The sequence below is a fragment of the Streptomyces lushanensis genome, assembly GCF_001700515.1.
GTDB classification, from domain to species: domain Bacteria; phylum Actinomycetota; class Actinomycetes; order Streptomycetales; family Streptomycetaceae; genus Streptomyces; species Streptomyces lushanensis.
Genome location: NZ_MAUD01000200.1, coordinates 1 through 16,002, shown reverse-complemented (window position 1 = coordinate 16,002; position 16,002 = coordinate 1). Strand labels below are relative to the sequence as shown.

Annotated in this window: 17 protein-coding genes and 1 pseudogene; 8 read left to right on the top strand and 10 right to left on the bottom strand. The window is 72.1% G+C overall.

Annotation, left to right across the window (positions count from 1 at the left end; translation table 11 throughout):
- Nucleotides 1–85 precede the first annotated feature (85 nt).
- Nucleotides 86–1,840, top strand: coding sequence for a TIGR03767 family metallophosphoesterase (locus BFF77_RS17835; protein WP_066950625.1), 1,755 nt, complete (start codon nt 86–88; stop codon nt 1,838–1,840).
- A 140-nt stretch (nt 1,841–1,980) separates the two neighbouring features.
- Nucleotides 1,981–3,237, top strand: coding sequence for a DUF4032 domain-containing protein (locus tag BFF77_RS17830; protein ID WP_066950622.1), 1,257 nt, complete (start codon nt 1,981–1,983; stop codon nt 3,235–3,237).
- Nucleotides 3,238–3,323: 86 nt separating this feature from the next.
- Here BFF77_RS17830 and BFF77_RS17825 read toward each other — a convergent pair whose 3' ends face one another.
- The 3 genes from BFF77_RS17825 to BFF77_RS17815 are packed head-to-tail and all read right to left on the bottom strand — an operon-like array spanning nt 3,324 to nt 5,954.
- Nucleotides 3,324–4,340 carry an NAD(P)/FAD-dependent oxidoreductase gene (locus BFF77_RS17825; RefSeq protein WP_066950620.1) on the bottom strand — a complete coding sequence of 339 codons (1,017 nt, stop codon included), beginning with the start codon at nt 4,338–4,340 and terminating at the stop codon, nt 3,324–3,326.
- Nucleotides 4,337–4,861: an isoprenylcysteine carboxyl methyltransferase family protein gene (locus tag BFF77_RS17820; RefSeq protein WP_066950616.1), complete on the bottom strand. Its 525-nt coding sequence runs from the start codon at nt 4,859–4,861 to the stop codon at nt 4,337–4,339. Before BFF77_RS17820 ends, BFF77_RS17825 begins: the two co-directional genes overlap by 4 nt.
- A 40-nt stretch (nt 4,862–4,901) precedes the next feature.
- Nucleotides 4,902–5,954: a type III polyketide synthase gene (locus tag BFF77_RS17815; RefSeq protein ID WP_066950613.1), complete on the bottom strand. Its 1,053-nt coding sequence runs from the start codon at nt 5,952–5,954 to the stop codon at nt 4,902–4,904.
- Between the two features lie 184 nt (nt 5,955–6,138).
- Here BFF77_RS17815 and BFF77_RS17810 point away from each other — a divergent pair, with 184 nt between their 5' ends.
- Nucleotides 6,139–7,089: a UbiA family prenyltransferase gene (locus tag BFF77_RS17810; protein ID WP_245703567.1), complete on the top strand. Its 951-nt coding sequence runs from the start codon at nt 6,139–6,141 to the stop codon at nt 7,087–7,089.
- A gap of 63 nt (nt 7,090–7,152) precedes the next feature.
- Here BFF77_RS17810 and BFF77_RS17805 read toward each other — a convergent pair whose 3' ends face one another.
- Nucleotides 7,153–7,866, bottom strand: a complete 714-nt coding sequence (locus BFF77_RS17805; RefSeq protein WP_066950609.1) for a dienelactone hydrolase family protein — start codon at nt 7,864–7,866, stop codon at nt 7,153–7,155.
- A gap of 141 nt (nt 7,867–8,007) precedes the next feature.
- On the opposite strand from BFF77_RS17805, the gene BFF77_RS17800 reads away from it, so the two are divergent.
- The gene (locus BFF77_RS17800; protein WP_066950607.1) at nt 8,008–8,463 is read left to right on the top strand and encodes a tellurite resistance TerB family protein; all 456 of its coding nucleotides are present in this window, start codon (nt 8,008–8,010) and stop codon (nt 8,461–8,463) included.
- Between the two features lie 79 nt (nt 8,464–8,542).
- Here the strand turns inward: BFF77_RS17800 and BFF77_RS17795 are convergent, their stop codons facing one another.
- From BFF77_RS17795 to BFF77_RS17785, 3 genes are all read right to left on the bottom strand, one after another.
- On the bottom strand, nt 8,543–9,640 hold the full coding sequence (locus BFF77_RS17795; protein WP_079125253.1) for an acyltransferase family protein: 1,098 nt from the start codon (nt 9,638–9,640) through the stop codon (nt 8,543–8,545).
- A gap of 270 nt (nt 9,641–9,910) precedes the next feature.
- Nucleotides 9,911–10,837 (bottom strand): SRPBCC family protein, encoded by a 927-nt coding sequence (locus tag BFF77_RS17790; protein ID WP_079125252.1) that lies wholly within the window; start codon nt 10,835–10,837, stop codon nt 9,911–9,913.
- Nucleotides 10,834–11,151: an ArsR/SmtB family transcription factor gene (locus tag BFF77_RS17785; RefSeq protein ID WP_066950604.1), complete on the bottom strand. Its 318-nt coding sequence runs from the start codon at nt 11,149–11,151 to the stop codon at nt 10,834–10,836. The genes BFF77_RS17790 and BFF77_RS17785 overlap by 4 nt, the downstream gene beginning before the upstream one ends.
- 295 nt (nt 11,152–11,446) lie before the next feature.
- On the opposite strand from BFF77_RS17785, the pseudogene BFF77_RS17780 reads away from it, so the two are divergent.
- Nucleotides 11,447–11,842, top strand: a pseudogene (locus BFF77_RS17780) (hypothetical protein); the annotation flags it as partial.
- 257 nt (nt 11,843–12,099) lie between these two features.
- Here BFF77_RS17780 and BFF77_RS17775 read toward each other — a convergent pair.
- Nucleotides 12,100–13,056: a M56 family metallopeptidase gene (locus BFF77_RS17775; RefSeq protein WP_066950599.1), complete on the bottom strand. Its 957-nt coding sequence runs from the start codon at nt 13,054–13,056 to the stop codon at nt 12,100–12,102.
- Nucleotides 13,053–13,490 (bottom strand): BlaI/MecI/CopY family transcriptional regulator, encoded by a 438-nt coding sequence (locus BFF77_RS17770; protein ID WP_066950596.1) that lies wholly within the window; start codon nt 13,488–13,490, stop codon nt 13,053–13,055. Before BFF77_RS17770 ends, BFF77_RS17775 begins: the two co-directional genes overlap by 4 nt.
- A 115-nt stretch (nt 13,491–13,605) precedes the next feature.
- Between BFF77_RS17770 and BFF77_RS17765 the strand changes: the two genes are divergently transcribed.
- From BFF77_RS17765 to BFF77_RS17755, 3 genes are read left to right on the top strand one after another with little or no spacing between them, the layout of a single operon-like run.
- Nucleotides 13,606–14,268: a DedA family protein gene (locus BFF77_RS17765; protein WP_066950594.1), complete on the top strand. Its 663-nt coding sequence runs from the start codon at nt 13,606–13,608 to the stop codon at nt 14,266–14,268.
- A complete protein-coding gene (locus tag BFF77_RS17760) occupies nt 14,265–15,035 on the top strand; it encodes a phosphatase PAP2 family protein (RefSeq protein WP_066950591.1) in 771 nt (256 codons plus the stop codon). The genes BFF77_RS17765 and BFF77_RS17760 overlap by 4 nt, the downstream gene beginning before the upstream one ends.
- Nucleotides 15,036–15,089: 54 nt before the next feature.
- The gene (locus BFF77_RS17755) at nt 15,090–15,461 is read left to right on the top strand and encodes a VOC family protein (protein WP_066950589.1); all 372 of its coding nucleotides are present in this window, start codon (nt 15,090–15,092) and stop codon (nt 15,459–15,461) included.
- Nucleotides 15,462–15,486: 25 nt separating this feature from the next.
- Here BFF77_RS17755 and BFF77_RS17750 read toward each other — a convergent pair whose 3' ends face one another.
- A complete protein-coding gene (locus BFF77_RS17750; RefSeq protein ID WP_066950586.1) occupies nt 15,487–15,975 on the bottom strand; it encodes a GNAT family N-acetyltransferase in 489 nt (162 codons plus the stop codon).
- Between the last annotated feature and the right edge of the window lie 27 nt (nt 15,976–16,002).

The following is a 16,002-nucleotide window of genomic DNA, read 5'->3' as shown; positions in this document are numbered from 1 at the left end:
CGCCGTGTGCCGACCATCGAGGAGTAGCCGGGGGCCGATCCCCAGGCGCTCTTGCTGATGCGCTCGCACTCGGGAGACCGCACCCATGACACGCATACGCTCCGCAGTCGCCGCCGTCGACCGCCGTTCCTTCCTCACCGCGACCGGTGCGGTCGGTATCTCCGCGGGCATCGGACTGGCGCTCGGCGCGGGCGGCGGCTCCGGCGAGGCCGCCGCCGTACCCGACGCGCCCACCGCGTCCGCGGTGCCCGTCCCCCGTGCTCCCCTCCCGCAGACGCCCGCCGGCACCGCCACCCGCGCCGTCCCCGCGCGTACGACACTGGAGACGGTCGCCGCGCCGCGCGACTCCTCGGCGGCCTTCCGCCGCCTCGGCGACGGGCCCGGCTGGCGCCGGGTCGTACGCGAGTCGCTGGCGGCTCCCCGGGCCGGCCGCGCCGCCCGGCGCACGGTGCTCAGCTCCTTCGTACAGCTCACCGATCTGCATCTGACGGACGTGCAGCACCCGGTGCGCACCGAGTACCTGCGCTCGCAGGGAGTGTCGGGATGGCGGCCCCAGGAGGCGCTCACCGTGCCGGGAGCGGTGGCCCTGATCGAGCAGATCAACGCCATCAGCGCCGGACCCGCGACCGGCGAGCCGCTGGCCTTCGCCGTGACGACCGGCGACAACACCGACAACAACTCCCGGGCCGAACTCGACTGGTACCTCACCGTGATGAGCGGCGGCCGTATCTCCCCCAACACGGGTGACAGCCGACGCTACGAGGGAGTGCAGAACTCCGGTGAGCGGCTGTTCTGGCACCCGGAGGACTCCCGCCGCGACACCGACAAGCAGTACGGCTTCCCCCCTATCGACGGTTACCTGGAAGCCGTGATCCGCTCCGTGAACAGCCCGGGACTGCGGCTCCCCTGGTACTCGACCGTCGGCAACCACGACAGTCTGGCCAGCGGAGCCATGGCCGACCGCACCGGGTATCTGGCCGAGTTCGCGGTCGGGGCGCGGAAGCTGTACGACATCCCGGACGCCGACGCCAAGGCCCTGGCGAAGATCCTGGCCCAGGGCAGCATGCCGGGCGGCGACGAACTGATCGATCTGCTGCGCCGGTCGAGGCGCTCGATGCGCTCGGTCACTCCCGACCCCGGCCGGGCGCCGTTCGGACCGCGCGAGTACGTGTCCGCGCATCTCGACCCGGCGTACCTGGGCGCGGGCCCGGCGGGACACGGCTACACCTCGGCCCATCTCGACAGCGACACGCTCTACTACACGTTCCCTATGGGCGAGAACATCACCGGTATCAGCCTGGACACCACCGACCGCGCCGGGCACTTCACGGGCTCGCTCGACACGACGCAGTTCAACTGGCTGAAGCGGACGCTCAAGGAGCACCGGGACGGATACGTGGTGGTCTTCAGCCATCACAACAGCTGGACGATGACCAACACACGTCCCGATCCGGCCCGGCCCGGCGAGGGCCGGCACACCGGCGAGGAGGTGCTGGCGCTGCTCAACCAGCACCGGCCCGTGCTCGCCTGGGTCAACGGTCACAGCCACCGGAACTCGATCAACCCGCGCGGCTCCTTCTGGGAGGTCTCCACGGCCTCGCACATCGATTTCCCGCAGCTCGCCAGGATCATCGAGATCACCGACAACCGGGACGGCACCCTCTCCCTGTTCACCACGCTGATCGAGTCGGCGGCTCCGCACCGGACGGACTTCGACGATCTGTCGCAGACCGGACTGGCGGCGCTCTACCGGGAGCTGGCGCACAACGCGCCGGGCTCCACCACGGCACCCGCGGGCAAGCTGATGGACCGCAACACCGAGCTGCTGATCACACGCTGACCGGGGCGCGGGCACACCGGGCCGTGTCCGGTGTCCGCCGGGCCCGCACCACCGGTGCGCCGGGTGTTTTCGCGACCCTGCACACTGGTCGGGGCGGTTCCCGGTCCGCTGCCCGCCCGACGACCGCCGTGGGAGGCACGATGGCGCTTCAGATCAGCGCGACCAATCCCGAGCAGCCCGCCGTACTGCTCGACCTGCCGTGGAACGTGCCGCTCGACGAGTGGCCCGACGCCTGTCTGGTGGCCCTTCCCCGCGGTATCTCACGCCATGTCGTCCGCTTCGCGTCCGCGGGGCCCGAGGTGGTGGCGGTCAAGGAGATATCCGAGCGCGGCGCGGTGCGCGAGTTCGGGCTGCTGCGCGATCTGCACCGGCTCGGCATTCCGGCCGTGGATCCGCTGGCGGTGGTGACGGGACGCGTGGACGCGCACGGCGAGCCGCTGGAGCCGGCGCTGATCACCCGCCATCTCAAGGGCTCGCTGCCCTATCGCTCGATGTTCGAGTCGACCATGCGCCCCACGACCGTCAAGCGGCTCATGGACGCGCTGGCGGTCCTGCTCGTACGGCTGCATCTCGCCGGTTTCGCGTGGGGTGACTGCTCCCTCTCGAACGCGCTCTTCCGCCGGGACGCCGGTGCGTACGCCGCGTATCTGGTGGACGCCGAGACGGGCCAGATCCAGCAGAATCTGAGCCGGGGCCAGCGGGAGTACGACATCGAGCTGGCCCGGGTGAACATCGCAGGCGAGCTGATGGACCTGGAGGCGTCGGGCGCGCTCCATCCGTCGGTGGATCCGGTGCCGTTCGGCGCGGCGATCGTGCAGCGCTACGAGGACCTCTGGCACGAGGTGACGCGCGAGTCGGTGTACCCGGTGGACAAACGGCACTACATCGACCGGCGCATCCGCCGCCTGAACGATCTGGGCTTCGACGTGGCGGAGATGCAGATCGAGCGCTCCCCGGTGGGCGACACGGTCACCTTCCTGCCCAAGGTGGTCGACGCGGGCCACCATCAGCGGCAGCTTCTGCGGCTGACCGGTCTGGACGCCGAGGAGAACCAGGCGCGGCGGCTGCTCAACGACCTGGAGAGCTGGATGGCCGGCGAGGAGGACTACGCGCCGGGCGATCCGCTGGGCGCCCGTCCGGAGGTGCTGGCGCACCGCTGGGTCCGTGATGTCTTCCGGCCGACGGTACGGGCCGTACCGCTGGAGCTGCGCGGGGAGATGGACGCGGCGCAGATCTACCACGAGGTGCTGGAGCACCGCTGGTACCTGTCGGAGCGCGCGGGACACGATGTGGGTCTGGAGGCCACCATCGAGGACTATGTCGCGCATGTACTGCCGCACTCGGTGAAGGCGATGCTCCCGCCGACGGCGGACCCGGCGAACGGGCTGTCTCCCTGAGCGACACGGCGGGAGCCCGTCGGCGCGGGCCGCCGGACACGGGCCGCCGGACGCCGGCACGCGATCACGGGCCGCGTGCACGGCCCTCACTGCAGGGCACGTACCGCCGCCGCGAAGAGCGACGGCATCCGGGCCGCCGCCGGGACGATCAGCCGCGCGCCCGCCGCGTGACCGCTGACCCGCAGCAGCCCTTCCGTCAGCAGCCGGTGGCGCCGGGAGAGCCTGCGCCACGCTTCCTCGTACTCCTGCGGCCGGCCCGCCCTCAGACACCGTACGGCCGCCTCCGCCGACGCCAGGGCGAGCGCGATGCCCTCGCCGGTGAGCGCGTCGACATAGCCCGCCGCGTCGCCCACGAGCAGCACCCGGCCCGCCGTACGGCCGCGTACCCGCTGACGCAGCGGGCCCGCGCCGCGCACCGCGCTCGCGGGCTCCCCGTCCAGCAGGGACAGCAGCCGCGGGAAGCCGGCGAGATGGTCGTCGTAGCCGCGCCGCACCGTGCTCAGCACGGCCACACTCACCAGGTCGTCGGCGACCGGCGTCACATACGCCTCGCCCGCCGACGACCAGTGCACCTCCACGAAGTCCGTCCACGGCTTCACGCGGTAGTGCCGCCGCAGACCGTACCGCCGGGGCCTGCGGTCGGGCAGGCTCAGACCGAGGCTGTGCCGTACGGGCGAGTGCAGTCCGTCCGCGGCCACCAGCCAGCGGGCCCGCAGCCCGCCCGCGCTCACGGAGTCCGCGCTCTGCGTGATGTCGCCGACCCGGCCGGTCACGAATCCCACCCCGGTCTCCCCGGCCCGCCGCGCCAGCGCCGTGTGCAGCTCCGTACGCCGTGTCCCGAGCCCGGGGCCGTCGTCGAACGGCGCCTCGGCCCGGTGGGATCCGCGCACGTACCGGATTCCGCGCAGCGCACGGCCCGGCGGGAGGTCGAGTCCGAGGGCGGTCAGCGCGCGTACGCCGCTGGGCATCACGCCCTCGCCGCAGGCCTTGTCGACAGGGGTGGCGCGCGGTTCGATCACCACCGCCTCCAGTCCGGCCAGCGTGGCGTGGACGGCGGTGGCGAGTCCGGCGGGCCCGCCGCCCACCACCAGTACGTCGATCACGGACGCGCGCCCGCGACAGCGGTCTCCAGCGCGCGGTTCTCACACCGTATCCGGACGGTCAGCAGTGCCGCATTGAGTACGGTGAACAGCAGCGCCGTGATCCAGGCGCCGTGCACGAGAGGCAGCGCGAGGCCCTCGGCCACCACCGCCACATAGTTGGGGTGCCGCAGCAGCCGGTAGGGACCGCCGGTGACGAGCGGCAGTCCGGGCACGACCAGCACCCTGGTGTTCCAGCGCGGTCCCAGCGTGCGGATGCACCACCAGCGCAGCCCCTGCGCGGCCACGACGAAGGCGAGCATCGTCCAGCCGAGCGCCGGGACGAAGGGACGGCCGGTCAGCCACACCTCGGCCCAACAGCCGAGCAGCAGGGCCGTGTGCAGGACGACCATCGGCGGATAGTGCCCCTGCCCCCGCTCGACGGCGCCGCGCTCCAGACTCCAGCGCATATTGCGCCGGGCGACGACCAGTTCGGCGACGCGCTCCGCGCCGACGGCAAGCACCAGCAGGGTGTACCAGATCATCTCTCCCCGTCCCTCTCCGCCGGTCGCGGCCCGCCCGGCGCTACCACCGGAGCAGCACCAGTTCGGAGCAGAATCCCGGCCCCATGGCGAGCAGCAGCCCCGCGGTCCCGGGCGGTGGCTGCCGTCGCTCCAGCGTGTCGCGCAGCACATGGAGCACGGACGACGAGGACAGATTTCCCACGGCCGCCAGTGAACGCCAGGTCATGTCGAGTGCTCCTTCGGGCAGTTCGAGTGACTCCTCGACGGCCTCCAGCACCTTCGGCCCGCCGGGATGGCACACCCACGCCGTGATGTCCTGGCGCCGCAGGCCGTGCCCGGCGAGGAATCCGTCGACCTCCTCGGGGAGGTTCTTGCGGACGAGGTCGGGAACGCTCGCGTCCAGGACGATACGGAAGCCGGAACCGGTGATGTCCCACCCCATCACCTCCTCGGTGTCCGGGTAGAGATGGCTGCGGGTGTCGATGACGACGGGACCGGCGGCGCGGCGCCGGGACCCGCAGGCGACCACGGCCGCCGCGCCGTCCCCGAAGAGCCCGGAGGCCACGAGATTGGCGGGTGACGGATCGTCGCGCTGGAAGGTGAGCGAGCACAGCTCGACCGAGAGCAGGACGGCCACGTCGTCGGGCCGTCCGAGCAGATAGTCGTGGAGCCGGGCGACCCCCGCCGCGCCCGCCACACAGCCGAGTCCGAACACCGGCACCCGTTTGACGTCGGGACGCAGACCGAGCCGCTGCACAAGGCGCGCGTCCACCGAGGGCGCGGCGATACCCGTCACGGAGGTGAACATCAGCAGATCGACATCGCGCGGGGAGAGACCCGCCGCCTCCAGCGCTCCGCCGACGACCTCGGCTCCCAGCGGTACGGCCGCGGCGATGAAGGCGTCGTTGACCTCGCCGAAGTCCTTGAGTTCCGCGTAGCGGTCGAGAGGCAGGGCCGTATGGCGCGTCAGCACGCGCGCGCTGCCGTGCAGCCGGTCCAGTACCCGGCGGTCGACGGTGCCGGGCAGACAGGCCCTGGCGACCATGTCCGTCAGGTCCTGCTGGGAGTGCTGATACGGAGCCAGGGCTCCATGGACGGCTGCGATGCGAGTCATCTGCGGTCCGAGGTCGAGGGGAGAGTCGAGGGCGACTGACGAGCAATCCCTGCCCCCGCACCGCCGCGTCACACGCGAAGTCGCCTGTACGGCCCCGCGAGAGCGGTATCGCCCGGATCCGCCGCCGGGCGGACGGTGCGTCGGCGTACTCGTACCGTCACCGCGCCCTGCCTACGATGACCGCGTGGACGCTATCGACGCGGTGGACGCGGCCGGCGGGACGGCTCCTTCCAGTGGGGCGGCTCCTTCGGGCGGTACGGGCCCTTCCGACCGGAGGGAGGTCACCGGCCGGGGATCTCGCGGCGGCCCTCCGGAACGGTGGCCGCGCCGGGCCGCCGCCCTGCTGGGTGCCTGCCACCCGGGGCCCACGGCCGCGGTGACCCTGCTCGTCACCGGGCTCGCGGTGGCCGCGGGGCAGGACGCGGCCGGATGCGCGCTGGTGGCCACCGCCGTGCTGACCGGGCAGTTGTCGGTCGGCTGGAGCAACGACGCGCTCGACGCGGCGCGCGACACCACGGCCGGGCGGAGCGCCAAGCCCGTGGTACGCGGGGCCGTGAGCGCGCGAACCGTGGGCGCCGCCGCGCTGCTCGCGCTGGCCCTGTGCGTACCGCTGTCCCTCGCCTACGGGTGGCTCGCCGGTGCGGTGCATCTCGTCGGGGTGGCCGCGGCGTGGACGTACAACCTCCGGCTCAAGTCGACCGTCCTGTCCTGGCTGCCGTACGCGATCGGGTTCGCCGCGCTGCCCGCCTTCGTGACGCTCGGTCTGCCCGGGCAGCCCCGGCCGGCCTGGTGGATCGTCACCGCGTCGGCGCTGGTGGGCGTCGGCGCGCATCTCGGCAACGTACTGCCCGACATCGACGCCGATCTGGCCCTGGGCGTACGCGGCTGGCCGCAGCGGCTGGGAGCGGCCCGGACAAGGCTGCTGCTGCCCGCGCCGCTGGTGACGGCGACGGTCCTGCTCGTGCTCGGCAGGCCGGGCACGCCGGGGGCCGTCGCCGTCGCCGTGGCCGTGGTGGCCGGGACGGCCGGCTCGCTGATGGGCCGTCACCGGCCGAGGCTTCCCTTCCTCGCGGCGATCCTGGTCGCGGGTGTCGACGTCGCGCTGCTGCTGTGGCAGGGAACGGCCCTCTCCTGAGCCGGCCTCGGCCGACGGCGGTCCACCGGTGCCGTTCGGCCGGTGGCGTTCAGCCGGTGACGTTCAGCCGGTGGCGGCGGACGGAGCGAGCCGGTCGCGGAGAAAGGCGACCGTACGCTCCCAGGCCAGTTCGGCGTCCTCGGCGCGGTACACCTGGGGACGGGTGTCGTTGAAGAACGCGTGCCCCGCTCCCCGATAGAGCCTGAAGTCCGGCACGATGCCCGACTGGGCCTCGATCGTGGACCGGAGCCGGTCCAGCGTCTCGGGCGGCACGGTGTGGTCGTCCTCGCCGTAGTGGCCGAGGATCGCCGCCTTGAGCCGCGAGAAGTCCGGCATGCCGTCCTGAATGACGCCGTAGAACGGTACGGCGGCGGAGACGCGCTGGTCGACGGCGGCGAGCTGGAGAACGAATCCGCCGCCCATGCAGAAGCCGGCGGCCCCGACCGTGTCGCCGTCCGTCCCGGGCCGCGAGAGCAGATGGCCGACCGCGCCGGCGAGCAGTTCGACGCCGCGCTCGGTGGGCAGCTCGGACATCATGCGCAGCGCCTCGCCGGAGTCGTGGGCGACCCGGCCGCCGTACAGATCGGGAGCGAGCGCGACAAAGCCCGCCTGCGCGAAGCGGTCGGTGACGTCCTTGATGTGAGCGGTCAGTCCCCACCACTCCTGGATGACGATCACGCCGGGACCGTGTCCGGCGGGCGGCATGGCGAGATAGCCGTACGCCGTGGCTCCGGCGCTCGGGAACGAGACGTTCTGGAAGGTGGGATCGGTGGCCATGGACGGTGCTCCTCAACGGTGACGGGTGACACCGGGACCCGGTCGGCCGGTGACACCAAGATCGTAAGGGCGCGGGCACGTGGCGGCGGTCCCGGACGTTGTCCGAGTGGCTCTGTGCACCACCTGAGGAGAGATGACGCGATGGCCCTGTGGGACCGGTTCAAGGAATCAGCCACGACGATGCAGTCACAGCTCATGGCGAAGAAGAACGATCTGAAGAGCGGCGCCTTCCGCGACGCGAGCATGGCCATGTGCGCCCTGGTCGCCGCGGCGGACGGCTCGGTCGACCCCGCGGAGCGGCAGCGGGTCGCGTCCCTGATCGCCACGAACGAGGTGCTGCGCAACTTCCCTGCGGAGGATCTCCAGCGCCGCTTCGACGCGTCCTTGGACAAGCTGACCGCCGACTTCGCGTTCGGCAAGGTCGGTGTCCTCCAGGAGATCGCCAAGGCCAAGAAGAAGCCCGCCGAGGCACGGGCGGTCATCCAGATCGGCATTGTCATCGGTGGCGCGGACGGCCACTTCGACAAGCACGAGCAGGCCGTGGTCCGGGAGGCCTGCTACGCGCTGGACCTGCCTCCGCACGAGTTCGATCTCTGAGACTCCGGGATCGTGTACGCGACAGGGCGGTGGCCGCATCCGGCCGCCGCCCCGCCCGCGCGTCCCCTTCACTCGCGCGTCAGGTCTTCGCCGGCTCCTTCTTGAAGGCCCAGGCCATCTCGGGCTCCAGGGCGAACCGGAAGATCCGCTGGACCGGTCGCGTACAGAGCAGGGTGACGACCACGGCGGCGAGGAGCGAGACGACGACCGCGCCGACGGGCCGGTGCAGCCAGTCCGCGTCGTACCAGCCCCAGATGCTCGCGCTCTTGACCAGGAATCCGTGCAGCAGATAGCCGCAGAGCGTGCCGGCCCCCAGGGCGGTGACCCACAGCCGGCGGCCGGGCACCCAGGCGAAGAAGCAGGCGGTCAGGACGAGGGAGCAGCCGAAGAGCGCGAAGGTCATCAGCACTCCGGTCCACCAGGGCGCGCCCAGTTCCTGCGCGCTGTCACGGTGGAAGAACCACGCCATGTTCATCCGGACGACGGCCCAGTAGGCGAAGACGACGGCGAGGGCGAAGACCGGCACGGCGGCGATCCGCACCGCGCGGCGGCGGACGAGCTGGAAGTGCTCGCGCCTCAGCACCATGCCGAGGACGAAGAACGGCAGGAACTGAAGGAGCCGCTGAAGATCGAGGTCGTCGCCGATCCGCGGTGAGGTGGTGGCCAGCGCGGCGATCGCCAGGGCGAGCGGGAGCGGCCAACGGACCAGCCGCCAGAGGGGCGCCGTCAGCCTCCAGACGAACAGCGCGAGCAGGAACCAGGTGAGGTACCACGGGTCGAGCAGGCTGACCGGCATGTCCGGATCGTCCGCGGCCCAGCGGTGGAAGAGGCTGTAGGCGACCTCGAAGACGATGTACGGGACGGCGATGCCCGTGATCAGCCTTCGCACCCGGTCCGGCCGGAAGTCGAAATTCCGGGAGAAGTGGCCGGATATGATGATGAACGCCGGCATGTGGAAGGTGTAGACGACGATGTAGAGCGCCGAGACCGCGCGGCTGCCGCCCCGCAGGGGCTCCCACGCGTGCGCGACGGCGACCAGGACGATCGCCAGATACTTGGCGTTGTCGAAGAAGGCGTCCCGGCTCCCGGCTCGCGGAGCCGTCGCGTCGGCGGCCGTCGGTGTCTGCGCCGAGGTGCCCGGCGCGGGGCGCGGTGACCGCTCGGTGATCTGCGTCACGGCGCCTCCCCAGGGAAACCTGGCGCGGCGGGAACGCCTCGGGGCGGAGTTGCGGGTGGAACAAGCGGAGCGAACATTCAAGGCACCCTAACGAGTGCGTCAACCATCCGTTAACCCGGGTGTCGCTCATGAGTCACCCCACGAGGGATCGGGCCGACGGCGGCCGGGCGCCGCGAGAAGCGCCCGGCGGCCGTCACCCGGCACCCGGCACCCGCCGGAGTCGCGGTACGAGCACAGCGCCTGGTCGCCTTCGTCCCCGCCGGACAGGGCCTAGGCCCGCACGAGTTCCTCGGCGAGCCGGTCGATCCTGGTGCGCCAGGCGGCCAGCGCCGCGTCCGTGTCGAAGTCCTCAGGGCCGGTCTGGACGAGGACGAGCCGGGCGCCGTGTCCCGTGCCCTTCCCGAGCTCCCAGGTGACCGTCCCGTGCGGCTGCCAGGTGTAGGTGAGCGAGTTGGGTGCCCGGACCTCCGTGACGGGGCCCGCCGGGACCTTCTCCGCCGTGAAGCCCTCCGGGACGGGCAGCCCCGCCACCGGCTCGATTCCGGCCGACAGAACGGCCCAGACCGTCCCGGCGGGCCGTACGAGCTGGCGTTCGAAGCGGATCCGGCAGCCGCCCTCGGCCTTCTCGGCACTACCGCCGTCGAGACCGAACCGCTTCAGATAGGACTCGTGCAGCTCACCGCCCCGGTCGCCACCGGTCCCGACCGGCGCACCGCCGAGCAGCCGGTCCAGCGCGGCCACGCACAGATGCCAGCCGGAGGCGAAGCTCGCCGCGCCGGGGCGGTCGCCGAAGGTATGGACGAGGGTGAGCAACGAGCCCTCGCCGTCGGGAGCGATGGTCCAGCGCAGATGATCGGTGCCCCAGGTGAAGGCGAACAGACGGGGCTCGTCGACATCCGTGACGGTGCCGGTCATGCCCGGTTCCGGGTCACCAGGGAAGCGGAAACCCATCGCACCGCCCGGTACGAGGTCCACGGCCACCTCGGACGGGAACCACCGCGCGAGCACGGCGGGATCCGTGAGCGCGGCCCACACCCTCTCCGGAGGATGCGCGAGCCGGCGCTCCATCCGCAGGGAGGCGCGGCCGTCGGCGGAGGTGAGGAGGGTGGCGTCGGACACGGCACGGGAGGCGGGATCGGAGACACGGCCGGAAGCGGCGGGATCCCGCGAGAGGTCGCGGGGCGGGTCGGTGTTCATGGGGAGTCGTCCTCCATCGCGTCGAGTTGCCGTTCGAGCGCGCCGAGCGCGCCGGACCACAGATGCCGGTAGTGGGCGAGCCAGGCGTCGAGTTCCGCGAGGGGCTCGGGCCGCAGTTCGTACCAACGGCGCTGGGCGTCCTGCCGGACCCCGACGAGACCGGCGTCGCGCAGCACCTTCAGATGCTTCGAGGTGCCGGGCTGGCTCAGCCCGAGCCGCTCCGTGAGCTGCCCGACCGTGTGCGGACGGTCGAGCAGAAGATCGAGGATCTTCCGCCGGTTCGGCTCTGCGAGGACGTCGAACGGTATGGGCATGACCTGAACATACCCGATGGGCTATATAACCTGCCAGCCATGCACAGCGTGTCTCCGGGCGACTACGTGAAGTTTCGGCCATGGACACCGTAAAGGAGCGCCACTCTGGCCGGATCCGCCTGGTGACAGGGCGTCAGCAATGCCTTCATAGTTGTAACTTCGGGCCTTCGAAGACCGATCTCCGCCCCCTGGGGAAATCGGCCTCCGGAATCACCCTGCGGTACCGCGCGACGTCACCGCAAAGAATTGCGGCCGAGACCGTCCGGCCTCACAGAACGGCGCAAGGAGAGCGGCCGTGCATGACGAATTCCTGTGTCATGTCACCGCATATGGAGTCTGCGGTGGACAGCGTATCGGCGTACCCCTCGGCACATATCGCGCTCCCACTCTGGCACTTGCACTGTGGTGGCTGCGGGACCGTGCGACATGGATCGCCGAACGACTCGATCCCAGCCCGGAAAGCGCGCATTTTCCGGCGGGAGCTCTCGTCCCGGTGGCGCAGAGCGCACCGGACGTACCCGCGACGCTCCGGGCCTGGCGGGACGATGTGGCCCACCAGGACCTGGTCGCCGAGCATTTGGCCGCAGGGCGGCTGCTGCGTGTCGCCACACAGGACGACACGACGGAATATGAACTGCTCGCGGAATCGGTGGACGCACTGAGAATGGACCGGGCACTTCCGGTTCTGCTCGCCGCCGCCTCGGGGCCGGAAACGTACCGCGAGGAGCGGCCGTTGGCGGCTTCCGCGGCGACCGCCGCGGCCGGTGGTCATGAGTACCGAAGACACCAGGGCCACAGCGACCGGCAGCGGATCCCGGGCGAGGAATCCCTCGGCGAAACCATGCGGCTGGGACGGCTGTACGGATAATTCCCCGGCGGGCCCGGAGCAGGGGGCGAAACGCCCCCGCTGATCCCGGCCCGCCACCCCGCGCCCGCGGCCCGGTCCGCTCAGTCCGCCGCGCTTTCCCCCTGCGCGATTTCGATATGCGTATGGAGGTCATTCGCCGCGCCCACCGCCGTGGCACCGGAGAGCGTCAGACAGCACAGCAGCGCGCCCGCGATCAGCCGCCCGGTCCGCGGCGGGACGGGCGGGCCGCTCGCCGCGCCGCCGAGCAGCGCGGCGACCCGGCGGGGCACCGGGCCCGCCGTCGCCGCGAGGACGGCGCGCGGGCGCGGGGGTCCGGGGGCCTCGCCGTCCCGGCCGTGCCGGGCCGCGAGGGCGGCCCTGCCGATGGCGCGGGCGGCAAGGCGCCGGTCACCGACGGCCGCCGCCGCTGCCTCGTCCGCGGCGCGCTCCAGGGCGTAGCGGAGCGGCTCGCAGAGGGCGCGCAGGGCCGGATGGCAGTGGGCGGCCAGTTCCACGGCCGTGAGGAAGAGATGGTGGCGGCCCCGGAGATGGGCGCGCTCATGGGCGAACAGCGCCTCGCGCTCGGCCGGTTCCAGGGCGCGCAGCATGCCCGTGGTCACGACGATCCTGCCGGGCCGTCCCGGCAGCGCGTAGGCGTCGGGCCGGCCGTCGCGTACGACCGCCAGTTCGCCGTCCGTGCCGTCCGTGGCGCTTCTGGCGCGGCGCAGCTCGCCACGGGCGCGGTGCGCGGCGGCGGCGACGGCGACCGCATGCCGCAGCAGCAGGGCCCCGGCGGTGAGCGCGAGCGCCACGGTGACGGCCGGTGGTCCCGCCGTCAGCGGTTCGAGGAGTTCACCCAGCACGGCCACGGGCGGCAGATACGAGGCGCCCGGGACGACGAGCAGCGTCAGCGCGGCCGAGCTGCTGCCGGCGAGCACCAGCGCGACGGCGGTGAGCAGCCACGCGGCGTGGCGTGGCGGCAGGGCCGCCGCGAGCCGCCGCGCGGCGGGCGCCGCGAGGAAGGGCATCAGCAGCGGCACCCAGACGAGGTAGATCATCCGGCCCGCCCGTCGGCCGGCCGGGACTCCCCGGCTCCGAAGCCGGGCTCGCCGCCGTCCGGCGCGATGTCCCCGCCGTCCAGCAGCGAGCGCAGCAGCCGCTCGTCCTCGTCGTTGAGCTGGGAGACGAAACGGGCGAGCACCGTGCCGCGGTCCTCGTCCTTGGCCAGCTCCGAGTGCATACGGCGGGCGGTCAGCCCGGGGGCGTCCTCGGTCGGCGTGTACGCGTAGCCGCGGCCCTCCCTGACCCGGGTGACCGTGCCCTTCTCGTAGAGCCGCGACAGGATCGTGGTGATGGTCGTCCGGGCGAGCGACATCTCCAGCGCCCCCTGGACCTGGCCCGGCGTCAGAGGTCCCCCGGCGGACCACAGCGCCGCCAGTACACCGGCCTCCAGCTCACCGGCCGGCCGCCGCTCCGCGCTCTCGTCGCCCATGGGAACGCTCCTCCCGTTTCCTTCGTCTACAGTGAAGTAGACCGTCTACAGCACTGTAGACAATCAGATCGTCACGCAGGATTCCCCTGCCCATCATTATGGGAGCAGCCCTCTTATGGCCGTATCCGCGCTCGCCGCGATGCCGCAAGCCGTGAATCTCCTCGACGCGGGATCCCTGCTCTCCGCGTTCGGCGCCCTCGGTATCGCCGTCGTTCTCTTCGCCGAGACCGGCCTGCTGATCGGATTCTTCCTCCCCGGCGACTCCCTGCTCTTCACCGCCGGGCTGCTGTGCGTGCCCGGTGCCACGGGGTCCGCGCGCCTCTCGCTGCCCCAGGTGCTCATCGCCTCGGCCGTCGGCGCGCTGCTCGGGGCGCAGACCGGCTACTGGATCGGCCGACGGGGCGGCCGGGCGCTGCTGGCCCGCAGCAGGGCCAAAAAGCTCCACGAGGGCGCGGCCCGCGCCGAGGAGCTGCTCGACCGCTACGGCCATGCCAGGGCCATCGTGCTGGCCCGTTTCGTACCGGTCGTACGGACCGTGCTGAACCCGCTGGCGGGCGCGCTGAACGTGCCCGCGCGCCTCTTCACGCTCTGGCAGATCGCCGGCGGCGCGGTCTGGACGATCGGACTCGTACTGGCCGGATACGCGCTGGGCTCGTCCGTGCCGAACGTCGACCGCTATCTGCTGCCGATCGTCGCGCTCGTGGTCGCCGTCTCGCTCGTCCCGCTGGTGCTGGAGGTGCTGCGCTCACGCCGTACGTCCCGGGGGGAGACCCGTTGACCGCGGCGGACACGCGCGCGGTGGCGATGCGCCCGCTGGGCGTCGCCGCGCTCCTCGCGGCCGTCCTCACCGCGCTGGCGCTGGTGGTGGCCGGGCGGAACGGCGCGCCGTTCGCGCTGGACCGCGACGCACTCGACTGGTCGGTGGCCCACCGCCCGGCCGGGCCCGTGGCGGTGGCCCGGGGCGTCACGGCGACCGGCACCGGGGTCCTGCCCTATCTGTGCGCCGTCGCGGCCGGTCTGCTCATGGGCCGGGGCATACGGGGGCGGCTGGTGGCGGCGGTCGGCGCGACGGCGTTCCTCCTGGCCGCACAGGCCGTCCGCTACGGCGTCCTGTACGGCGTCCACCGGCCGCGCCCACCGGTGGCGGACTGGGCGACCCACGCCTCCCGCTACGCGTTCCCCTCCGGACACGCCACGACCTCGGCGCTGGTCGCGGGCCTTCTGGTCTGGGCCGTACTGCACCGCGGGGGCGCCGCCACCCGCGGCGAGGGCCGCGAGGGCGGCGGGCCCAGGAGCCGGAGGTTCCCGGCGTACACGCTCTGCGCGCTGATCGTCTGCTGGGCCGTCGCCGTCGGGCTGACCCGGATCTATCTCGGGGTGCACTGGGTGACCGATGTCCTCGGCGGCTGGCTGTACGCGGGCACCTGGCTCGGCCTCGGTGCGGCACTGTTCCCTCTCGCGCGGACGCTGCCACGGGACCGGAGGGGCGGAGGCGACAGGAGCGACAATGGAGGCGAGGGAAGTCAGGAGCGCCAGGACCGATGAGTCCGGGGCGCGGCGGTCGTCCACCCTTCAGAAACCTCCCGAAAGGACACCGTCATGTTCGACAGCAGCAAGGCGTTCAGCGGCTTCGCCGTGAACGACATCGAGAAGGCGAAGCGCTTCTACCGCGAGACACTGGGACTGGAGGTCTCCGAGGAACACGGTCTGCTGCGTCTGCGCCTGGGCGGTGGCACGGCCGTGCTCGTCTACCCCAAGCCCGATCACGTCCCGGCAACCTTCACCGTCCTCAACTTCCCCGTGGACGACATCGAGGCGGCGGTCGACGAGCTGCGCCGCCGGGGTGTGACCTTCGAGCGGTACCCCGGTATGGAGACGGACGAGAAGGGCGTCTTCCGCGGCGGCGGCCCGTACATCGCCTGGTTCACCGACCCGGCGGGCAATGTGTTCTCCGTGCTCCAGGACCGCTGAGCGCTGCTCCAGGACCGCCGAGCGCTCAGAGCGCGCGGTACATGATGTGCAGCCCGACATAGCCCCGCGTGGGGTGCCGGAATCCGTCCGGCACCGTGCCCAGGATCACGAAGCCGAGCGACTCGTACAGCTTCACTGCGTGGGTGTTGGTCCCGACGACGGCGTTGAACTGGATCGAGCGGAAGCCCGCCGCGCGCGCCCAGTCGAGGGTGTACTCGACCAGCGCCCTGCCCACGCCGCGCCCCGACCGTGCCGGATCGACCATGTAGCTGGCCGTCGCGACATGGGCGGAGTTGCCCATGTGGTTGTTCTGCATCTTCGCGGTGCCGAGGACCGTACCGGCCTCGTCCACGGCGACGACGGTACGGTTCGGAGCCGCCAGCAGCCACCACGCACGGGCCTCGGTCCTGCCGAGGTCGAGCGGGTAGGTGAACGTGTCGCCCGCGGCGACGATCTCGTGGAAGAAGGGCCAGATGGCGGGCCAGTCCTCGGCGGTGGCTTCCCTGATCAACATGGGGTCAGCATGCCGCCACCGCCCGCC

Coding starts and splice junctions, on each gene's coding strand:
- BFF77_RS17750 (WP_066950586.1), bottom strand. CDS start 15,975: ATGTTGATCAGGGAAGCCACCGCCGAGGACTGGCCCGCCATCTGGCCC.
- BFF77_RS17765 (WP_066950594.1), top strand. CDS start 13,606: ATGGCCGTATCCGCGCTCGCCGCGATGCCGCAAGCCGTGAATCTCCTC.
- BFF77_RS17830 (WP_066950622.1), top strand. CDS start 1,981: ATGGCGCTTCAGATCAGCGCGACCAATCCCGAGCAGCCCGCCGTACTG.
- BFF77_RS17770 (WP_066950596.1), bottom strand. CDS start 13,490: ATGGGCGACGAGAGCGCGGAGCGGCGGCCGGCCGGTGAGCTGGAGGCC.
- BFF77_RS17775 (WP_066950599.1), bottom strand. CDS start 13,056: ATGATCTACCTCGTCTGGGTGCCGCTGCTGATGCCCTTCCTCGCGGCG.
- BFF77_RS17755 (WP_066950589.1), top strand. CDS start 15,090: ATGTTCGACAGCAGCAAGGCGTTCAGCGGCTTCGCCGTGAACGACATC.
- BFF77_RS17790 (WP_079125252.1), bottom strand. CDS start 10,837: ATGAACACCGACCCGCCCCGCGACCTCTCGCGGGATCCCGCCGCTTCC.
- BFF77_RS17805 (WP_066950609.1), bottom strand. CDS start 7,866: ATGGCCACCGATCCCACCTTCCAGAACGTCTCGTTCCCGAGCGCCGGA.
- BFF77_RS17820 (WP_066950616.1), bottom strand. CDS start 4,861: ATGATCTGGTACACCCTGCTGGTGCTTGCCGTCGGCGCGGAGCGCGTC.
- BFF77_RS17785 (WP_066950604.1), bottom strand. CDS start 11,151: ATGCCCATACCGTTCGACGTCCTCGCAGAGCCGAACCGGCGGAAGATC.
- BFF77_RS17835 (WP_066950625.1), top strand. CDS start 86: ATGACACGCATACGCTCCGCAGTCGCCGCCGTCGACCGCCGTTCCTTC.
- BFF77_RS17815 (WP_066950613.1), bottom strand. CDS start 5,954: ATGACTCGCATCGCAGCCGTCCATGGAGCCCTGGCTCCGTATCAGCAC.
- BFF77_RS17800 (WP_066950607.1), top strand. CDS start 8,008: ATGGCCCTGTGGGACCGGTTCAAGGAATCAGCCACGACGATGCAGTCA.